The organism is Variovorax sp. RCC_210 (assembly GCF_041355175.1).
In the GTDB taxonomy this organism is placed as follows: Bacteria; Pseudomonadota; Gammaproteobacteria; order Burkholderiales; family Burkholderiaceae_C; genus Variovorax.
Genome location: NZ_JBFUPJ010000007.1, coordinates 1 through 19357 on the forward strand (window position 1 = coordinate 1; position 19357 = coordinate 19357).

Annotated in this window: 15 protein-coding genes; all 15 read right to left on the reverse strand. The window is 70.6% G+C overall.

Going from position 1 to position 19357, the window contains the following annotated elements; genetic code table 11:
• Positions 1-231: 231 nt before the first annotated feature.
• The 15 genes from AB6807_RS19905 to AB6807_RS19975 all read right to left on the reverse strand — a co-directional run bounded on the left by AB6807_RS19905 (position 232) and on the right by AB6807_RS19975 (position 19315).
• Complete coding sequence (locus tag AB6807_RS19905; protein WP_371085907.1) at positions 232-1833, reverse strand: ABC transporter substrate-binding protein; 1602 nt, start codon at positions 1831-1833, stop codon at positions 232-234.
• Positions 1834-1867: 34 nt separating this feature from the next.
• Positions 1868-3616, reverse strand: coding sequence for a hydantoinase B/oxoprolinase family protein (locus AB6807_RS19910; protein WP_371085908.1), 1749 nt, complete (start codon positions 3614-3616; stop codon positions 1868-1870).
• Positions 3613-5301, reverse strand: a complete 1689-nt coding sequence (locus AB6807_RS19915) for a hydantoinase B/oxoprolinase family protein (protein WP_371085909.1) — start codon at positions 5299-5301, stop codon at positions 3613-3615. Before AB6807_RS19915 ends, AB6807_RS19910 begins: the two co-directional genes overlap by 4 nt.
• Before the next feature lie 268 nt (positions 5302-5569).
• Complete coding sequence (locus tag AB6807_RS19920) at positions 5570-7726, reverse strand: hydantoinase/oxoprolinase family protein (protein ID WP_371085910.1); 2157 nt, start codon at positions 7724-7726, stop codon at positions 5570-5572.
• Between the two features lie 76 nt (positions 7727-7802).
• Positions 7803-8993 carry a cystathionine beta-lyase gene (gene metC / locus AB6807_RS19925; RefSeq protein WP_371086164.1) on the reverse strand — a complete coding sequence of 397 codons (1191 nt, stop codon included), beginning with the start codon at positions 8991-8993 and terminating at the stop codon, positions 7803-7805.
• 62 nt (positions 8994-9055) lie between these two features.
• Entirely contained in the window at positions 9056-9715 is a 660-nt protein-coding gene (locus AB6807_RS19930; RefSeq protein WP_371085911.1) for a cysteine dioxygenase, read from the reverse strand.
• Between the two features lie 25 nt (positions 9716-9740).
• Complete coding sequence (locus AB6807_RS19935; RefSeq protein WP_371085912.1) at positions 9741-10622, reverse strand: amino acid ABC transporter ATP-binding protein; 882 nt, start codon at positions 10620-10622, stop codon at positions 9741-9743.
• The gene (locus tag AB6807_RS19940; RefSeq protein ID WP_371085913.1) at positions 10609-11427 is read right to left on the reverse strand and encodes an amino acid ABC transporter permease; all 819 of its coding nucleotides are present in this window, start codon (positions 11425-11427) and stop codon (positions 10609-10611) included. The genes AB6807_RS19935 and AB6807_RS19940 overlap by 14 nt, the downstream gene beginning before the upstream one ends.
• Entirely contained in the window at positions 11417-12163 is a 747-nt protein-coding gene (locus tag AB6807_RS19945) for an amino acid ABC transporter permease (RefSeq protein WP_371085914.1), read from the reverse strand. The genes AB6807_RS19940 and AB6807_RS19945 overlap by 11 nt, the downstream gene beginning before the upstream one ends.
• Entirely contained in the window at positions 12160-13410 is a 1251-nt protein-coding gene (locus AB6807_RS19950; protein WP_371085915.1) for an aminotransferase class I/II-fold pyridoxal phosphate-dependent enzyme, read from the reverse strand. The genes AB6807_RS19945 and AB6807_RS19950 overlap by 4 nt, the downstream gene beginning before the upstream one ends.
• Before the next feature lie 20 nt (positions 13411-13430).
• Positions 13431-14261 (reverse strand): transporter substrate-binding domain-containing protein, encoded by an 831-nt coding sequence (locus AB6807_RS19955; protein ID WP_371085916.1) that lies wholly within the window; start codon positions 14259-14261, stop codon positions 13431-13433.
• A 295-nt stretch (positions 14262-14556) separates the two neighbouring features.
• On the reverse strand, positions 14557-15417 hold the full coding sequence (locus AB6807_RS19960) for a transporter substrate-binding domain-containing protein (protein ID WP_371085917.1): 861 nt from the start codon (positions 15415-15417) through the stop codon (positions 14557-14559).
• A gap of 79 nt (positions 15418-15496) precedes the next feature.
• The gene (locus AB6807_RS19965; protein WP_371085918.1) at positions 15497-17188 is read right to left on the reverse strand and encodes a rhodanese-like domain-containing protein; all 1692 of its coding nucleotides are present in this window, start codon (positions 17186-17188) and stop codon (positions 15497-15499) included.
• 133 nt (positions 17189-17321) lie between these two features.
• The gene (locus tag AB6807_RS19970; RefSeq protein ID WP_371085919.1) at positions 17322-18218 is read right to left on the reverse strand and encodes an NmrA family NAD(P)-binding protein; all 897 of its coding nucleotides are present in this window, start codon (positions 18216-18218) and stop codon (positions 17322-17324) included.
• Complete coding sequence (locus AB6807_RS19975) at positions 18215-19315, reverse strand: ABC transporter substrate-binding protein (protein ID WP_371085920.1); 1101 nt, start codon at positions 19313-19315, stop codon at positions 18215-18217. Before AB6807_RS19975 ends, AB6807_RS19970 begins: the two co-directional genes overlap by 4 nt.
• Between the last annotated feature and the right edge of the window lie 42 nt (positions 19316-19357).

A 19357-nucleotide genomic window follows, 5' to 3' on the forward strand; every position in this document is an offset into this window, starting at 1 on the left:
GGGGATCAGGGCCGCAGCTGTTTGAGCGAAGCGAGTTCTGCGGACCCCCCTCTACGTCGAGCACCGCAGGTTGCCCGTAGCGAAGCGAAGGGACGCAGACAGCAGGGTCGCCTTTTCTTTGGCTACTTTCTTTTGGCGAAGCAAAAGAAAGTAGATCGCCCGCCGGGGCGAGACCCGGCCGACAGCCTAAAGAAAATTCACAGCCAGAAGCAAGCACCGGCAGCAAGCGACTTACTTCTTCCCCTCATCTACCCAAACATCCGCCAGATTCGACTCCACCCCATCCGCCGTCAGCGAATGGTCATGCACCCGCTGGCTGGCGATGGTGATGAACACCGGCTGGTACAGGTTCAGGTCGGGCACGTCGCGCGCGACGGTGTCCTGGAAGTCCTTGAACAGCTTCAGCCGCTTCGCCGGGTCGTTCTCTACGGCGGCGTCTTCCAGTAGCTTGTCGACCACCGGGTTCTGGTAGTGCGTGCCGTTGGAGAAGGGCACGCCCTTGATGAAGTTCTTCGACCAGTACAGCCGCTGCACGCCCACGGTGGGGTCGAACAGGTTGCTGGCGCCGTTGTGGGTGAAGGCGAAGTCGCGGTCGGTGTAAATGCGCTTGATGAAGGCGCTCGGGTCCTGCGCGCGCACGGTCACGGCGATGCCCACGCGCGCGAGCGCGGAGCGCAGGTAGTCGGCCAGGCGCGGGCCGTCGGCGCCGATGGGGTTGAAGTCCAGCGGCACGGCGAAGCGCACGCCGCCGGCCTTCTTCGGGTAGCCGGCCTCGTCGAGCAGGGCGTTGGCCTTCTTCACGTCGAAGGCGTAGGGCGAGGGCGCGGGGTCGTGGAAGGCCTTCAGGCCCGGCGCGATGGGCGAGTAGCTGACCTGGCCGTAGCCGTAGTTCACCACCTTCACGATCACGCCGCGGTCCACGGCGTGGGCCACGGCCTGGCGCACCTTCTCGTTCTTGAAGTACTCGTTGTCGAGGTTGAACTCCAGGCGCGTCACGTTCGACGAGTAGCTGTTGCCCTTGGTCTCGAAGCGCAGCGCGGGCACCTTCTTCAGGCGCTCCAGGTCGGCCAGCGGCACGGGGGTGCGGTAGCCCAGGTCGACGGTGCCGGTCTCGAAGGCCACGGCCGCCGCCGCGGGGTCGGTCACGAAGCGCACGATGAGCTGGTCGACGAAGGGCTTGGGCTTGTCCCAGTAGTCGGCGTTGCGCTCGTACACGATGTGGCTGCCGCGCACCCACTCCTTGAACTTGAACGGGCCGGTGCCGATGGGCGCGTTGTTGTTCGGATTGTTCGCCGGGTCGGTGCCCTCGTAGATGTGCTTGGGCACGATGGGCGTCTCGGTGGCGACCAGCGCGCGAATCAGGTACGGCGCGGGCTTGGACAGCCGCAGGATGGCGGTGTACTTGTCGGGCGTGTCGATGGCGGTGAGGTTGGCAAAAGTGTTGCGCCCGCGCGGGTGGATCTTTTTCAGCAGCTCGATGGAATACGCCACGTCGGCAGAGGTGAAGTCCTTGCCGTCGTGCCACTTCACGCCCTGGCGCAGGGTGAAGGTGTAGGTCAGGCCGTCGGGGCTGATGGCCCACTTGGTGGCCAGCTGCGGCTGCGGGTTGACGTCGTAGTCGTACTTCAGCAGCCCTTCGGTGACCTTGGCGCTCACGCTGAGGATGGGCGTGGCCACGTTGCCGATGGTGACGAGCGCGGTCGGCTCGCTGGTCGACAGCAGCGTGAGCGTGCCGCTGTGGTTGGGCGGCGCGGCATGGGCCGCGAGGCCCACGGCGAGCAGCGCGGCAAGAAGGGCGCTGCGAAGCGGGAAAGCGTTGTTCGAGAAAAGCATGGTGTGAGGAAAGAAGTCGGAAGAACAGAAAAGATCAGGCAGTGACCGGTGCTAACGACGCGGCACCGGCACGGACCGACGCCGCGGCGGCCTCGGCCGACACCAGCCCTTCGCGCAGGTCGCGCGCCACCAGCGCCGGGTCGCGCTTCGAAGGTTCGCCCAGGCCGCCGCCGCCGGGCGTCTCGACCACCAGCCGGTCGCCCGCGGGCACGATCTGCCGGCCCTTGGCGCGCAGCGTGGCGCCCGAGGCCAGCCGCAACCGGCCCGGCGCGCCGTCGCCACCGCCGAGCGCGCCGCGCGCGGGGTTGTCCACCCGGTCGAAGGCCGCGGCAATCAGGAAGGCGGCGTCGGGCTGCGCATGCCGCACCTCGATGACCTGGCCCAGGCCGCCGCGCACGGCGCCGGTGCCGCCGGAATCGGTGCGGAACTCCTTGCGCTCGAAGACGACGGGCGCCTGCGTCTCCAGGATCTCGAGCGACACGTTGCGCACGCCGCTCGGGTAGGCCGTGACCGACAGGCCGTCCTTGCCCGGCCGCGCGCCGGTGCCGCCGGTCGAGAAGCTGATGACGTTGAAGCGCGCGCCGCGGCGCACGGCCTCGGCGTCGGCCTGGCTGGTGCCCGCGAGCACTTCGCCGCCGACCAGCTGCAGGTTCCACAGCGACGAGGCGCCTTCGGCCGGCACCTTGTCGGCGCGGGCCTGGCGCAGCGCGCCGAACACCGCGTCGGGCAGCAGCTGGCCGACCACATGGCGCGCCGTGACGGCGGCCGGGTGCAGCGCGTTCAGGATGCAGCCCGCGGGCGCCTCCACGCGAATGAGGCCGAGCGAACCGGCGTTGTTCGGCACGTCCGAGCCCACGAGGCAGCGGATGCCGAAGGAGGTGTAGGCGTCGGTGTACGCCTTCACCACGTTGATGCCGCGCGCCACCGTGCCCGAGGTGCCGGCATAGTCGACGACGATGCCGTCGTCGGCGATGGTCACCGACACCTGCAGCGTGATGGGCGCGTCGTAGCCGTCGGCCACCAGGGTGTTGTGCCAGGTGCCGCGCGGCCAGTCGCGCAGCGCCTCGCGCATGGCCTGGGCCGAGCGCGCGATGACGAAGTCGCCCAACGCCTCGAGGTCGTCGAACCTGAACTCGCGCAGCAGCGTGCGCAGCCGGCGGCCGCCTACTTCGTTGCAAGCCACCAGCGCAAACAGGTCGCCTTCGACCTGCTCGGGGTCGCGCACGTTGGCGCGGATGATGGCGCGCACCGCCGGGTCGACCGTGCCCTGGCGCACGAAGCGCAGGATGGGCAGGAACAGCCCCTCGTGGTAGATCTCCAGCCCGTCGGGGCTGGAGCCGATGCCGCCGATGTCCACCACGTGCAGCGTGGAAGCGAACAGCGCCACCGCCTTCTTCGCCGCGCCTTCGCCGTGGAAGACGGGCGTGACCATGGTCATGTCGAACAGGTGGCCGGTGCCCTTCCACGGGTCGTTGGTGAGGTACACGTCGCCGTCTTCCATCGTGTCGACGGGAAAGCGCTGCAGAAAGTGCTTGACCGATTCGGCCATGGAGTTGACGTGGCCCGGCGTGCCCGTCACGGCCTGCGCGATCATGCGGCCGTCGGGCAGGAACACGCCGGCCGACAGGTCGCCGGCCTCGCGCGTGGAGGTGCCGAAGGCGGTGTGGATCAGCACCTGTGCCTGTTCCTCCACCACGGAAAGAAGCCGGTTCCAGGCGAGCTGGTTGCGGATGAGCTGGCTGCTGGCCAGCGCCTTGGGAGTTGGGTTCGGGGTGGTGCTCATGCAGCGGTTCCTGCGAAATCTTCGGAAGGGGTGGGTGCGGTCCTGGTGACCAGCCCGGCTTTCAGGTCGCGTGCGACCAGCGCGGGGTCGCGTCGTGCCGGGTCGCCCAGGCCGGCGCCGCCGGGTGTCTCGACCACGAGCACCTCGCCCGCGGGAATGACCTGGCGGCCCTTGCCGCGCAGCGCGGTGCCCGAATGCTTGAGCCGCGCGGCGCCGGGTGCGCCGTCGCTGCCGCCGAGCGCGCCGCGCGCGGGAAAGCGCACGCGGTCCCAGGTGGCCGAAAGCACCATCGGGTCGCCGTCGGCGTTCTCGATCTCGATGACCTGGCCGAGCCCGCCGCGCGAGGTGCCGGCGCCGCCCGAGTCGGGCCGGTACTCCTTGCGGCGGAACAGCAGCGGCGCCTGCGTCTCGAGGATTTCGAGCGACACGTTGCGCACGCCGCTCGGGTAGGCCGTGGCCGAGAGCCCGTCCTTGCCCGGCCGCGCGCCGGTGCCGCCGGTCGAAAAGCTCACGATGTTGAAGCGCCGCGCGCGCCGCAGCGCATCGTTCGGCCCGCCCTCGATGGGCTGGCCGCCGAACAGCCGGATGTTCCACAGCGACGACGCGCCTTCGGCCGGCACGCGGTCGGGCCGTGCCTGGCGCAGCGCGCCGAACACCAGGTCGGGCAGCATCTGGCCGATGGCCGCGCGCGCCGCCACCGCGGCCGGCGGCAGCGCGTTGACGATGGAGCCTTCGGGCGCCACCACGCGAATGGGCGCGAGCGAGCCCGAGTTGTTGGGCACGTCGGCGCCCACCAGGCAGCGGATGCCGAAGGAGGTGTACGCGTCGGTGTAGGCCTTGGGCACGTTGATGCCGCGCGCGATGCTGGCCGAGGTGCCCTCGAAGTCGACCAGGATGCCGTCGTCGGTGATGGTCACGGCCGCGTGCAGCGCCAGCGGCGTGTCGTAGCCGTCGACCGTCATGTGGTTGCGCCAGGTGCCCTTGGGCCAGTCGCGCAGGGCCTCGCGCATGGCCAGCCGCGAGCGTTCGATGATGTAGTCGCCCTGCGCCTGCAGGTCGGCCAGCTTGAACTCGCGCAGCAGCCGCTGCAGCCGCACCGCGCCCACGGCGTTGCAGGCGACCAGCGCATGAAAGTCGCCCTCGACCTGGCCGGGCTCGCGCACGTTGGCGCGCACGATGTCCAGCACGGCCTCCTCGATCACGCCCTGGCTCACGAAGCGCAGCGGCGGCAGGAACAGGCCTTCGTGGAAGATCTCCAGCGCATCGGGCCCGGCGTTGACGCCGCCGATGTCGACCACGTGCACGGTCGAGGCGAACAGCGCCACCGGCTTGCCGCCGTGGAACACGGGCGTGACCATGACCACGTCGAACAGGTGGCCCGTGCCCTTCCACGGATCGTTGGTGACGAACACGTCGCCGTCGCGCATGGTGTCGATGGGAAAGGCGCGCAGAAAGTGCAGCACCGAATCGGCCATCGAGTTGACGTGGCCCGGCGTGCCGGTAACGGCCTGCGCGACCATGCGGCCGTCGGGCAGGAACACGCCGGCCGACAGGTCGCCGGCCTCGCGCGTGGGGGTGCCGAAGGCGGTGCGGATGAGCGCCTGCGCCTGCTCTTCGACGACGGCGAGCAGGCGGCTCCAGACGAGCTGCTGGCGCAGTTGCTGGCGTGCGGGTGCGGCGGTCATAGGTATTTCTCCCTTCCCCTTTGGGGGAGGGCAGGGGTGGGGGTAGGCGGCGATCGATGAGGCGCCGCGTGGGAGCCAGCGCCGTCGTGCCCCCATCCCAGCCTTCCCCCAAAGGGGGAAGGAGCAATGCGGAATTTCTCCCTCCCCTTCCGGGGGAGGGCAGGGGTGGGGGCAAGCAGCGATCGATGAGGCGCTGCGTGTGGGCCAGCGCCGTCGTGCCCCCATCTCAGCTTTCCCCCGAAGGGGGAAGGAGCAAGACGGGTCTTGCTCATGCCGCGGCCTCTTCGGCGATTTCTGCATCGGCGTGGCGCACCGAAGCCTTGTCGTCCAGCACCAGCGCCCCAAGCCGCGTCGCACGCGCCTCGAAGCCCGCGATCACATGCGTGGTCGTCTCGTCTTCCACGATCAGCGCGGGCCCTGCGATCCACTTGCCCGCGGCCAGCGCCTGGCGTTCGTACACCGGCACCTCGGCCCACTGGCCGGCTTCGGCGTCGTACAGGCGGCGCGTGCCCGAAGGCGCCGCGCGCCCGGTGTCGGCCACCACCTCGTCGGGCTCTGGTGCATCGCGGCCGCCGGCTTCCACCGCGACCGACCAGCTCACCGCCTCCGCGGCGATGTGCGGCAGGCTGCGGCCGTACAGCGCGGCGTACCGCGCCTCGAAGCGCTCGTGCAGCGCCTTGCTGGCCGCTGCATCGAACGGACCTTCAGGCAGCTCGACCGGAATCTCATGCCCCTGCCCCGCATAGCGCATGAAGGCCTGGCGGTGACGCACCAGCGCGGCGCCGGGCGCGGCGCGCAGCACCACGTCGTCGGCGGTGGCCGTCAGCTCGGCCAGCAGCCTGTCTACGGCGACATGGTCGATGCGGTCGAGCCGCTGCGCCAGGCTGCGTACGGTCTGGTACGCCACCGGTGCCCACAAAAAGCCGAGCGCCGAGCCGACACCGGCCGAATTCGGAATCACCAGCCGCGCCACGCCCAGCTTGCGCGCCAGCAACGCGGCATGCAGCGGCGCCGCACCGCCGAAGGCGATGAGCGTGCTTTCCTCCGCGACCTTGCCGAGCTCGGACGCGTGCACGCGCGCGGCGTTGGCCATGTTCTCGGTCACGATCTCGACCACGGCCTGCGCGGCCGATTCCACGTCGAGGCCGGTCTGCGCGGTAAGGCCCTGCAGCAGCGCATCGCGCGCACGCTGCGGGTCCAGCTGCACCTTGCCGACCGCGAAGCGCGCCGGGTCGATGGTGCCCAGCGCGGCATGCGCGTCGGTCACGGTGGGCAGCTCGCCGCCCAGGCCGTAGGCGGCCGGGCCGGGCGAGGAGCCGGCGCTGTCGGGGCCCACCTGCACCACGCCCAGGTGGTTCACGCGGGCGATGGAGCCGCCGCCCGCGCCAATTTCCACCATCTCGATGACCGGGATGCGAATCGGCAGGCCCGAGCCCTTCAGGTGCCGGTGCACCCGGCCGAACTCGAAGCTGCGGCTGATCTGCGGCTGGTAGTCGTCGATGAAGCAGATCTTGGCCGTGGTGCCGCCCATGTCGAACGAGAGCGCGCGCGACGCGCCGATCTGCTCGGCCACCTGGCGCGCCAGCACGGCGCCGCCCGCGGGGCCCGACTCGACCAGCCGCACCGGCTCGTCGATGCCCGCCTGCAGCGTGGTGATGGCGCCGCCCGAGGTCATGAGGAAGGGCTCGGCGCGCAGGCCGCGCGCGGTGGCGCCTTGCTGCAGGCGGCGCAGGTAGCCCGCCACCTGCGGCTGCACATAGGCGTTGGCGCTGATGGTCGACAGCCGCTCGTACTCGCGGATCTCGGGGCACACGTCGGAGGCCAGCGACACCCACAGACCGGGCGCGTGCTCGCGCAGCAGCTCGCGGACGCGGCGCTCGTGCACGGGGTTGGCATAGCCGTGCAGGAAGCACACGGCCACGCTCTCGATGCCGTCGGCCAGCAGCTGCCTGGCAAGCACGGCCACCTGCGCCTCGTCCAGCGGCGTGATCACGCGGCCGGCCGCGTCCACGCGCTCGACCACGCCATGGCGCCAGTGGCGCGGCACCAGCGGCGCGGGCTTGTCGAGGAACACGTCGTACTGCGCGAAACGGTCTTCCAGGCCGATTTCCACCAGGTCGCGAAAGCCGTGCGTGGTCAGCAGCGCGGTGGGCGCGCCCTTGCGCTCGATGAGCGCGTTGGTGGCCAGCGTGGTGCCGAGGATGAGCAGGTCGACATCGGCCCAGCCGGCGCCGGCCTTCTGCAGCACTTCTTCGACACCGCCGAGCACGGCCTGCTCGGGCGCCGTCGGCGTGGTGAGCACCTTGAGCGTGTGTTTCTCGGCGCCGCGCAGCAGCACCACGTCGGTGAAGGTGCCGCCGACGTCGACGGCGACGCGCACGCGCGCATCGAGCGGCGCGGAAGATGAATGAGGGTTCGAGGACATGAGGTGAGGTGTTCTTGTGAGAAAGGAAATCAGCGCGGCGCGGTGGCCGTGGCCAGGGCCGTGTTCAGAGCCGTGTTCAGGCCTTGTTCAGCGCCTGCGCCAGGTCGGCGATCAGGTCCGCCGGGTCTTCCAGGCCGATGTGCAGGCGCACCACCGGTGCATTGCCGGTCCATTGCCGGTGCTCGCGCAGCCGCTCGGGTTGCGCCACCAGCGCCAGGCTTTCGTAGCCGCCCCACGAGGCGCCGATGCCGAAGAGCGCGAGCGCATCGACGAAGGCGTTGGCCGCCGCCGGCGTGGCATGGCTGAACTCGAAGGACACCAGCCCGCTCGCGCCGCTGAAGTCGCGCTTCCACAGCGCATGGCCGGGGTCGCCCGGCAGCGCGGGGTAGAAGACGCGCGACACCTGCGGCTGCCGCTGCAGGAACTCCGCCACTTCGGTCGCGTGGCGCTGGTGCTGCGCCAGCCGCACGGGCAGCGTGCGCACGCCGCGCAGCGCCAGGTAGGCGTCGTCGGCGCCCACGGTCAGGCCCAGCGCCTCGTAGGCGGTCGAGATCTTCGCGGCCAGCGCCGGGCTGTCGACCACCACCACGCCCTGCATCAGGTCGGAATGGCCCGAGATGTACTTGGTCGCGGCCTGGATGGAAATGTTCGCGCCCAGTGCCAGAGGCTGGTAGAACCAGCCGCCGCTCCAGGTGTTGTCGGTGGCCACGGTCACGCCGCGGTCGCGCGCGACGGCGGTGAGCGCCGGCAGGTCGAGCACCTCGTACAGCAGCGAGCTCGGCGACTCCAGGTACAGCAGCCGCGTGTTCGGCCGGATGCGGCTGGCCAGGTCGTCGTGCGTGGGCGAGAAGTATTCGACCTCCACGCCCAGCCGCTGGAGCAGCGTGCTGTCGACGCGGCGCAGCGGCGCGTACACGCCATCGGCCACCAGCGCGTGGTCGCCGGGCGACAGCAGCGCCAGCAGCACCAGCGTGATCGCCGACAGGCCCGAGGGCGTGAGGAAGGCGCGGTGCCCGCCCTCCAGTCCCGTCACCGCGTCCTCGAGCGCGCGGTGCGTGTCCAGCCCGTGGCGGCCGTACGCGGCCACGCGCTCGCCGGCGGTGCGGCGGTGGTGGTGGTCCGCGTGCGCGGCGGTGTTCTCGAAGCGCACGGTGCTGGTTCGCACCACGGGCACGTTGACCGGGCCGCTGCCGTCGCGCAGCGCGGGCGCGCCGGCGTGCAGCAGCTTGGTGCGCGCGCGCAAGGTGTCGCCTTCGGTCACGCGCAGGGTGTCGCCTTCGCTCACGCGCAAGGTGTCGCCTTCGCTCACGCGCAAGGTGTCGCCTTCGCTCACGCGGCCACCTTGCTCGGCTTGAGCTGCGTGGCGTTGTAGTTGACGACCGCGCCGGTCTCCAGGTTCACGCCGATGCGCTGCGACAGCGTTTCCAGCGGCCGGCCGTACAGGTGGAAGTGCAGCGTGGGCTGCTCGCCGATCACGTGGATGCTGTGCAGGTCGTCGGCCAGGAAGCCGATGGACGTGCCGGGCTGCACCGTCACTTCGCGCTCCAGCGCGAGCCGGGCCACCGCGGGGTCGCTGCCGTCGTCGGTACGGCGGTAGACGCGGTTTTCTTCCTGGCCCTCGACTGCCACGATGGTGGCCCAGGTCGTGTGGTTGTGCGGAATGGAGGTCTTGCCGGGGTTGATGGAATTCAGGTACAGCGCCACGCCGTCTTCGCCGTCCGCGGGGTTGAGCCGGTAGCGCGTGGAGGCGCCTACGCCCTCTGTTGCGGCGGGCGGGGGAAAGTCGGCGCGCGTGAACAGCGCGGTGTGCGAGGCGAGTTGCTCGAGCCGTGCCGTGATGCGCGCGAGCACGGCGCGGTCGAAGGGCTGCGTGGCTGCGATGGCGCGCACGTCGGCCAGGGCCTGGTCGACGGCGGCGCGGCGTTGCGTCGCGATGTCGGCCGAAGAGGGTGTGGAAGGAGTGGAAGGAGTGGAGGTTTCTGTTGTCATGGTTCTTGGGGAAGCAAGGTGGGGTTCAGAGCGCGAAGCGCAGTCGCTCGAAGGGCAGCGTTTCGGGGAAGGGAGCGGGCAAGTGGGCGGGCTGGGCCGGCGCCAACGCGGAGGCGCGCGGCCCTTCGCCCAGCGGGCGGTGCAGGAAGGCGCGGGTGCGCTCGCTCTCGGGCGCGCCGAAGATGCGCGCGGCCGGCCCGTGCTCTACGATCACCCCGGCCTCGGTGAAGTACACCGTGTCGCTGATCTCCTCGGCAAAGCGCATCTCGTGCGTCACCAGCACGCAGGTCAGGCCGTCGCGCACCAGGTCGCGGATCACGGTGAGCACCTCGCCCACGGTCTCGGGGTCGAGCGCGGAGGTCACTTCGTCGAACAGCATCAGCTCGGGCCGCATCGCCAGCGCGCGCGCAATCGCCACGCGCTGCTGCTGCCCGCCCGACAGCTCGCCGGGGTAGGCGGCTTCCTTGTGCGACAGGCGCACCTTGTCGAGCAGCGCGCGCGCTTCGCGCTCGGCGGTGGCGCGGTCGCGCCCGGCCACGCGCGTGGGCCCGATCACCAGGTTCTGCAGCACCGTGAGGTGGGGGAACAGGTTGTACTGCTGGAACACGAAGCCCACGCGCTTGCGCAGCGCAATCAGCTCGCTCTCGGTGCGCAGCGTGTCCACGCGCGTGTCGCCCACGCGAATCTCGCCGTGCTGCGGTCGCAGCAGCCCGGTGATGCAGCGCAGTACGGTCGACTTGCCCGAGCCCGAGGGCCCGATGATCGACACCGCCTGGCCGCGCTGCACCTCGAGGTCGATGCCGCGCAGCACCGCGTTGTCTCCGAACGAAAGCTGCACGCCGCGCAGGGCGACGAGCGGTGAGGGTGCAGCAGAAGAGACGGGAGAGACAGGTTCAATGGCGGGCATGGCGGCGCTCCAGCGCGCGCGTGGCGCGGGCAATCGGGTAGCAGTAGGCGAAGAACACGCCGAGCAGCGTGAAGTAGACGAGCACCGTGAAGTCGGTGCGCGCCACGGTGTTGCTGGCGATCTGCGCGGTGTCGACCACGTCGTGCGCGCCCACCAGCGAGGCGAGCGCGGTGCTCATGGTGATGCTGGCGTACAGGTTCATCCACGGCGGCAGCATGCGGCGCAGGCACTGCGGCAGCACGATGAGCCTGAAGATCTCGGTGCGGCGCAAGGCCAGCGACTGCGCCGCCTCCCACTGCGCGCTGGGAATCGACTGGATCGCGCCGCGAAAAATCTCCGCCACCACCGCGCTGGTGGGCAGCGCCAGCCCGATCACCACCTTGATCCAGTCGGGGAAAGGCACCGTCCACTTCACCAGGTGCAGCTCGAACGGAAACACGTAGGTCGTGAAGTAGATGAGCACCAGCACCGGCGCATTGCGAAAGAACTGCACGTACCAGCGCGTGAGCACGCGCAACACGCGCAGTGGCGACAGCGACAGCGCCCCCACCACCAGCCCGGCCAGCGTGCCCAGCGCCATGGCGAGCACGCTGATCTCGATGTTGGTGAGCAGCCCCCACAGCAGCGCGGGCGTCCATTGCCACAGGAACACCAGCGCGACCGGCGTGGTGCCCGTGGCCACCCAGGTGCCTGTAACCGCCAGCACGGCCGCCAGCGCCGTCCACCACGGATGCCGGCGCGGGTCGAAGCGCGTGCCCGAGGCGGCGCGTGCCGGCAGGAGGTTCGCTACCGCTTCATTGGCCATAGCCGGGCATCCTCAAGCGGCCTTCGAGCCAGTGGCCGGCGCGGCTGACCAGCCAGGTCAGCGCGCCGAAGTACAGCAAGATCAACAGCAGCAGCTCCAGCACGTTGTCGCGCTGCGTCCAGATCATGATCGACTCGTAGGTCACGTCGCCCACCGCAATGGCCGAGGCCACCGCCGTCATCTTCACCAGGTCGACCAGGTTGTTGACCAGCGACGGCAGCGCGAAGCGCACCGCGAGCGGCAGCTCCACGCGCCACAGCAGCTGCCGCTGCGAAAAGCCCAGCGAGCGCGCCGCCTCCAGCGTGACCTGCGGCACCGCCTCGATGCCCGCGCGCAGCGCCTCGGCATGGAAGGCGCCCTTGTGGATCGCCACCACGATCACCACCCACACGAAGGGCGTGAGCGGGTTGCCGCCCACGCCTTCGAGCTGGCGCGTGATGAGCATGTTCAGCACCAGGAACGCGCAGTAGAGCTGCACCAGCGTCGGCGTGTTGCGCGTGACCTCGACGAAGGCGCGCGCCGGCAACGCCAGCCACCGGCGGCCCGAGGTGAGCGCGGCGGCCATCGCCACGCCCGCCACCAGGCTGGCCGGAATGGTCAGCAGGCAAAGCTCGAAGGTGACGACCAGCCCGCGCAAGAAGGCCTGCCGCTCGCCCAGGTCAAGCAGGAAGGCGTAGTTGAGCCCCAGCGGCTTGATGGCCGCCACCGCCTGGGCGAGCAGGCCGGGCTCGCTCATTCGGGCGCCTTCAGTGCCGCGACAGCGCGCGCGATGCGCTGCACCGCCTGCGCGAGCACGGCGTCGCTGGCCGCGATCGACAGGCGGATGTAGGGGGAGAGTCCGTACGAGGGCCCATCGACCACGGCAACGCCTTCGGCTTCGAGCAGCCAGTCGACGAAGTCGGTGTCGCTGGCAATCGCGCGGCCGTCGGGCCGCACGCGGCCGATCAGCGCGGCGCAGTTCGCGTAGACGAAGAACGCGCCCTGCGGCGGCAGCACGACCAGGCCCGGCACCGTGGCCAGCGCCTCGGTGACGAGTGCCGCACGGCGCGCGTAGGCCGCGCGCGCTTCACCGACGAAGCGCTGGTCGTCCGACTGCAGCGCGGCCGCCGCCGCGGCCTGCCCGATGGCATTGGCCCCGGACGTGGCCTGCGACTGGATGACCGTCATCGCGCGCGCCAGCGCCTCGGGCCCCGCGCCCCAGCCGATGCGCCAGCCCGTCATCGCATAGGTCTTCGAAACGCCGTTGACCAGCAGCGTGCGCTCCCGCAGGTCGGGCGCGGCGTGCAGCAGATGCGGCGGCGGTGCGTCGCCGAACCAGATGTGCTCGTACACCTCGTCCCACAGCACCAGCACGCGCGGATGGCGGCGCAGCACCTCGGCCAGCGCCTGCAGTTCGTCGCGGCTGTAGATGGCACCGGTCGGGTTGCCCGGCGAGTTCAGGACGAGCCAGCGCGTGTGCGGCGTAACGGCTCGTTCGAGCGCGCGCGCCGTGAGCTTGAAGCCACTGGCCTCGTCGCACGGCACGATGACCGGCGTGCCGTCGTTCACGCGCACGATGTCCGGGAACGAGGGCCAGTAGGGCGCGGGCACGATCACCTCGTCGCCCGCGTCGAGCGTGGCGGCAAAGGCCTGGAACACGATCTGCTTCGCGCCGTTGGCGACCACGACCTGCGCGGGTGTGTAGCCAAGGTCGTTCTCGCGCCGGTACTTGGCCACGATGGCCTGCCGCAGCGCGGCGGTGCCCGGCGTGGCCGTGTACTTGGTCTGTCCGCGCGCGAGCGCGTCGGTGGCGGCCTGCTTGATGTGCGCGGGCGTATCGAAGTCGGGCTCGCCCGAGGTCAGCGTGAGCACGTCTCGCCCTTGCGCGACCAGCGCGGCGGCGCGGGCGCTGGCGGCGGCGTTGGCGGAGAGCTTCACGCGGGAGGCGCGCTGCGAGAGTGCGAGCGCGGGCGTGGTGGTGTTCACGGTGCTTGCGTTGTCCACGGTGTTCGTTGGCGTGTTGCTCACAGCGGCGCCTTCGCGAACTTCGCCTTCAGCTCGTGCAGCAGCGGCGTGGGCGTCATGCCGTTCTTCTTCTCCACCTCGATGAGCCAGCCCGTGCGGTGCCAGCCCTGCACGATGCGGTCGATGGCGGCCTGCGTGTCGGCCTCGCCCTTGCGCACCCAGATGACGGAGGGCGAGGGAATCAGGTCCGACGGGGACACGATGGCGTAGTCCTTCCAGTCGGTGTTGCCCGCGGCCAGCTCGCGCAGCGTGGGGCTCACATGCACCGCGGCCACGCAGTTGCCGCCCTTGAGCGCCAGCAGCGATTCGGGTTGTCCGCGAAAGGCCTTGATCTGCGCGCCGTACTGTTCGGCCAGCGGCTTGGTGAAGTTGCTGCCTTGCGACACGCACACCGGCTTGCCCCGCAGGTCTTCCCACTTCGAAAGCCCGCTGTCCTTGCGGGCGATGGCCGCGCCACCCACTTCTTCGAACGGCGTGGGAACGAACGAAAGAATCTCGCTGCGTTCCTGCGTCCACTGCATGTTGGCGATGAGGATGTCCACCTTGCCCTGCTGCAGGAACTGCACCCTGTTCGACGGCTGCACCTGCACCGTGTCCAGCCCCACGCCCAGGCCCTTGGCAACCCCTTCGGCCAGCTCGACGTTGTAGCCCACGGGTTTCTGCGTCGCCGGATCGATGGTGCCGAAGGGCGGCCCCGAGAGGATGACCCCCACGGTCAGCTTGCCGCGCTGCCTGATCTTGTCGAGCGTCGCGTCGGCGTGGACGGCGCCTGCGGTTGCTGCCAGGTACAGGGCGGTCAGCAAGGGGAGGAGTAGGGGGCGTGGCTTCATGTCGTGTCAGGAAGGGTGAGGGCGGGGGGTGCGATCGCGCCGACGGGGTATCCCTTTTCTCGAATGTCCCCCGGGGCTTCGCCCCTCCTCCTTTATTTCTCGAAAAGGGACACCCCGACGTCGCGATCGCTGGGCAGTGCGGTCGTCGGTCAGCGCTTCACAAGCAGCGTGTCCAGGTGAACAGGGCGTCGGGTGCTTCCCGCAGCGAAATAAAGGAGGAGCCGAAGGCGGGGGACATTCGCGGAGGGAAGTACCCGGCGGCCTGTTCACCCGCCCCGAACCAACGTAAAAAAACTCAGGAAGCAGCACCCCGGAACTTCGCCTGCAGCTCAGGCAACAGGGGCTGAGCAGGCTCGATGTGGTTGCGCTTCTCCGTCTCGATCAGCCAGCCGGTGCGGTGCCACTGCTTCACCACCTTGTCCACCGCCGCGATCGTGTCCGCCTCGCCCTTGCGGGCCCAGACGACCGAAGGCGCCGGCAGGATTTCTTCAGTGATGGGCGCGGCATAGCCGGCCCATTCCGCACTGCTGCGCAGCAACGGCTGGATCAAGGTCGAGTCGTGCACCGCGGCCACGCAGTTTCCGCCGCGCAACGCCAACAGCGATTCCGAAGAAGTCTTGAAGCCCCGCACCTGCGCGCCGTATTGCTCCTGCAGCGGCTTCACGAAACTGCTGCCCTGGGATGCGCAGACGATCTTGCCGCGCAGGTCTTCCCACTTCGCGATGCCGCTGGTCTTCAACACGGCCGCCGTGCCGCCCACGCGGTAGAACGGCGTCGGCGCGTAGCCCAGGATCTCGCCGCGGTCGGGGTTGTATTCCATCGACGCGATCAGCAGGTCCACCTTGCCCGACTGCAGGAACTGCACCCGGTTCGCCGGTTGCACCTGCACCAGCTCCACTTCCGCGCCGAGTTGCTTGGCCAGGTCGCGCGCCAGGTCGGGGTTCCAGCCGATGAGCTGCTGCGTGGCTGGGTCGATGGAGCCGAAGGGCCCGCCATTGACCATCACGCCGATGGCGACCTTGCCGCGCTGCTTGATGCGGTCGAGCGTGGCGTCGGCATGGGCCGCGCCCGCGCCGATGCCCAGCAGCGTGGCCAAAGCCACGGCGGTGCGGGAAGAAGAGAAGAGGGAAAAGACGGAGTGCGAGCGGGAGTTCATCGTTGGGGGCGCCCGAAAAAGGCGAAGCAAGGCAGGCGGCGATCTTCCGAGCCCGCGCCTGCCCCCGCAACGAACGCCTTCAACTATCGATATGCGTTTTTTCGTGCGAACCGGTGTTCGCATCCGCCGGAACGCGGAAGCTGGCCAGCTCCTCGGGCGCGCACTGCGCGATCAGGCCCAGCTCCCAGTCGAGGTAGCGCCGCGCCGCGTCCAGGTTGCCGTCGTGCCGGTCGTGCACGAACAGCAGGTAGTCGATGGCCTCGGCATCCGGCGGCGATGCCGGCGTGGCCTGCTGGGCCCAGCCTGCCGACGCAATCGCTTCCGCGCGCGCCCACCACAGGTGCTGCCAGCCGGCCTCGCGCAGGTCTTGCGCGGCCAGGCGCGCGGCGGTTTCGTCGGGCGCGACCAGCAGCACCGGGTGCTGCTGGTCACCGCCGGTGGCCTCGCGCGCATCGGCCACCACGCGCGGGCGAATCGACCAGAGCGCGCCGTGTGCGTGCTGCGCCCGGTACGCCTGCGAGGGCCGCAGGTCGAGCACCGCGGGCGCGGTGTCCGCGTCGTCGCGCCAGGCGGAGAGCACCTCGGCGTCGGCGGCGGTCAATGCCGGGGGCAGCTGCACAGGGGCGCGCACCGGCACGCGCAGGTCGCTGGCCAGGCCGTCTTCGACCAGCGCCGCGTCCAGGCCGAGCCGGCGCAGCCACAGGGCCACCACCGGAGCGCGCGTGCCGTCGTCGTCGAGCACCAGCACGCGGGCATGGCGCACGCCGATTTGCAGGTCGGTGGCCTGCAGCAGCTGGCCGCCGGGCGCATGGCGCGCGCCGTGCAGGCCGCCGGCCGCGAATTCTTCGGCCGTGCGCACGTCGAACACGAAGGTGGTACGCGTGCCGTCGTCGAGCCAGCCTTGCGCCTCGGCCGCGGTCAGCACCGGCACGTTGGCGCGGTGGGCCGCTGCGGCGGCGTCTTCGCGCGCGGCTTGGCGCTGCGCGGCGTCGGGCGGCGCCGGCAGCGTTCGGGCGCTGCCGCGCTCCAGCTGCAGGCCCGCCAGCGCCCAGCCCTGCGTGCCGTTTTCGAGCGCGAGCACCGGGTTGGGCACGCCCAGGTCGCGCAAGATCTGCGCGCCCACGATGCTGCGCGTGCGCCCCGCGCAGTGCACGACGATGGGCGTGGTCGCGTCGGGCACCAGCGCGCGCCAGCGCAGCGCCAGTTCGCCGTTGGGCACGGGAATGGCGCCGGGCAGCGTCATCTTGCGGTGCTCTTCGAGCGTGCGGCCGTCCAGCAGCACCAGCGGCTCGCCCTTGCGCTGGCGCTCGGCCAGTTCGAGCGCGCCGATGTGCGGCACGCCGAAAGCGTGCTCGGCGATTTCGCCGAAGGTCTTCGACGGCAGGTTCACGCCCTTGAACAGCGTGTGGCCGGCACGCGCCCAGGCCGGCGCGCCGCCGGCGAGCACCGACACATCGTCGTAGCCCAGCGCGGCGAGGCGGCGCGCGGCCAGGTGGGCGAGGGCGTCGCCCTGCTCGCCGTCGTCGAACAGCACGGTGCGGGTGGCGCGGCGCGGCACCAGCCGCGCCACTTCGGTTTCGAGGCGGCTGTAGCCGGCATGCACCGCGAAGAAGGGGTGGCCTTCGCCGTACTGGCCGTGCTCGCGGATGTCGAGCAGCGCCAGCTCACGGCCGTCCTGCAGCCATTGGTGCAGGGTGGCGGCCGAAAGGGTGGGCGTGGGGTTGGTGGAGGCCGTGGCGGCTGGCTTGGAGATTTCGGCAGTAAGGGACATGGGGTGCGCGGGATGAGAGGTCGGCGGCACCATAGCCCCGGCAGCATGCGCGTGGCTACGAAGACTTCCGCATAAGCAAACTCAGCCTTTGTCGCACGCGCGCGGCCACGTCATGCCGCGGGCACGGCCTGCCTCACGCATCGGCATGACGCGCCAGCACCTCGGCCAGAAAGGCTTCCACCGTGCGTGGCGCGCGCCTGAGCACTTCGGCGACCGTGCCCGTCACGGGCTGTGCCTCGCCCGCGGCGATCAGCTCCGCGAACTGCGCATGCACGCGCGCGATGAAGGGCGAAGGCGCGTTCGCCGCCTGGCGCTCGCGCAGCGCCTGCGCGGACAGCGGCGTAGCGACGATGTCGCGGCCCGTGAGGCGCGCCGCAATGCGGGCGATATCGCCGTAGCCCACCGCCTCGCCGCCTGTGAGCACCCAGGGCGCTGTCGATGCGCCGGGCGCTGCGGGTTGCTCGAAAAGCGCCTCCACCGCCACGTCCGCAATGTCCCTCGCATCGATGAAGGCCACGCGCGTGTCGCCCGGCGGCGCGTGCAACACGTCGCCGGCGGCCAGGTCGGCGGCCACGCGCGCCAGCATCACCTGCAGCCATGCGTTCGGGCGCAGCACGCGGTGCGCGATGCCGCTGCGCGCGAGCGCGGCCTCGATCTCGCCGTGCGCGTCGCCCGACAGCGAGCGGCCCGGCGGCACGATGGTCCAGTGCGAGCCCGACAGCTTCACGATGCGCGGCACGCCGGCCGCCGCCGCCGCGTCGATCACAGCGATCTGCTGCTGCGCGAGCGTGGGCGTGATCGGCGACAGCAGGAACAGGTGCGACACGCCCTGCAGCGCGCGGCGCAAGGCATCGGGGTCGTCGAAATCGCCGACGGCTGTTTCGGCGCCTTGCGCGCGCAGGCCGCCGGCCCGCGCCGCATCGCGCGTCAGCGCGCGCACCGTGGCGCCGCGCGCGAGCAGCCGGGGCACCAGCAATTGGCCCAGGCGGCCGGTGGCGCCCGTCACCAGGATGCGGGGCGGGGTGCTCATGCGGCGGTGCCCAATGCGATGGCCGGGGCGGGTTCGGCGGTGGCCTGCTTCGCCTTCGCATGCAGCGCGCGCAGCGGGGCCTGGTCGACCCAGGCATCGAGGTCGAAGTCGCCTGGCAGGAAGCCCCATTCGAGCAGGAAGTCCTTGAAGTGCCCGATGGCCGCGACCAGCGGCGCGTCGAGCCCGATGCCCAGGTGCTTGTGCACGTCGGGCCCGTTCGATGCCAGCACGGCCTCTTCGTTGGTGGCGATTTCGCGCGCGACGAAGCGCAGCGTTTCGTCGGGGTGCGCCTCGGCCCAGCGGCCGGCGCGCGCCACCACGTCGAGCAGTCGCACCACCAGGTCGGGGCGCTGTTGCGACAGCGCTTCGTCCACCGTAAGCACGCGCGGCGTGCCGTTGTTGATGCGCACCTTCGGGTCGGGGTGGTTGCCGAACTCGGCCACCACCTGCGCGCCGATCAGGTTGGCCACCACGATGCCTTCCGCGCCCTTCAGGAAGATGGCGTCCACCTCGCCGCTGGCCAGCGCCTCGACCTCGCGGAAGTACGGGTGGCGGCGGCGCAGCCCGAACAGGCTGGCCTCGCCCTGCGCAATGATCACGGACTCCTCGATGGGCAGCTCCACCAGCGTCACGTCCTTGGTCGTGAGCCCGCTCAGCGACAGGCCCGACACCAGGCCCTTCAACGCCGTGGCGCGGTGAAAGTCGATCAGGTCGTTCACGCGTCGTGGCACCGCGAAGCGCCGGCCGGCCAGTTGTTCGATGGACGCGATGCCGCGCCCCGGCAGCGTGACGATGGCCTGGAACTCGTCGGTCCAGGTGATGGCCACCAGCCGCGTGGCGCGCCCGTTGGCACGCGCCCAGATCGGCGGAATGTTGCCACCCTGGCGGAAGGACCACGCGAGGTGATGGTCGAAGTGGCTTTCGCGGATGCTGCGGTCTTTCGAGTCGATGATCGATTCGATGGCGATGCCTTCCGCCGCGAAGGTCTCGGCGAGCCAGCCCTGGCGCGCGGCGATGCCGAGCGGGGAGGGGACGGGGCAGCGGGTGTACCAGAGGGTGTCGGGGGTGGTGGAGGTGGTGGAGGTGGATGAAGTCATGGGTTGATCTCCTGTCTGAAAAAAGAGCACGGCTCGGCTGTT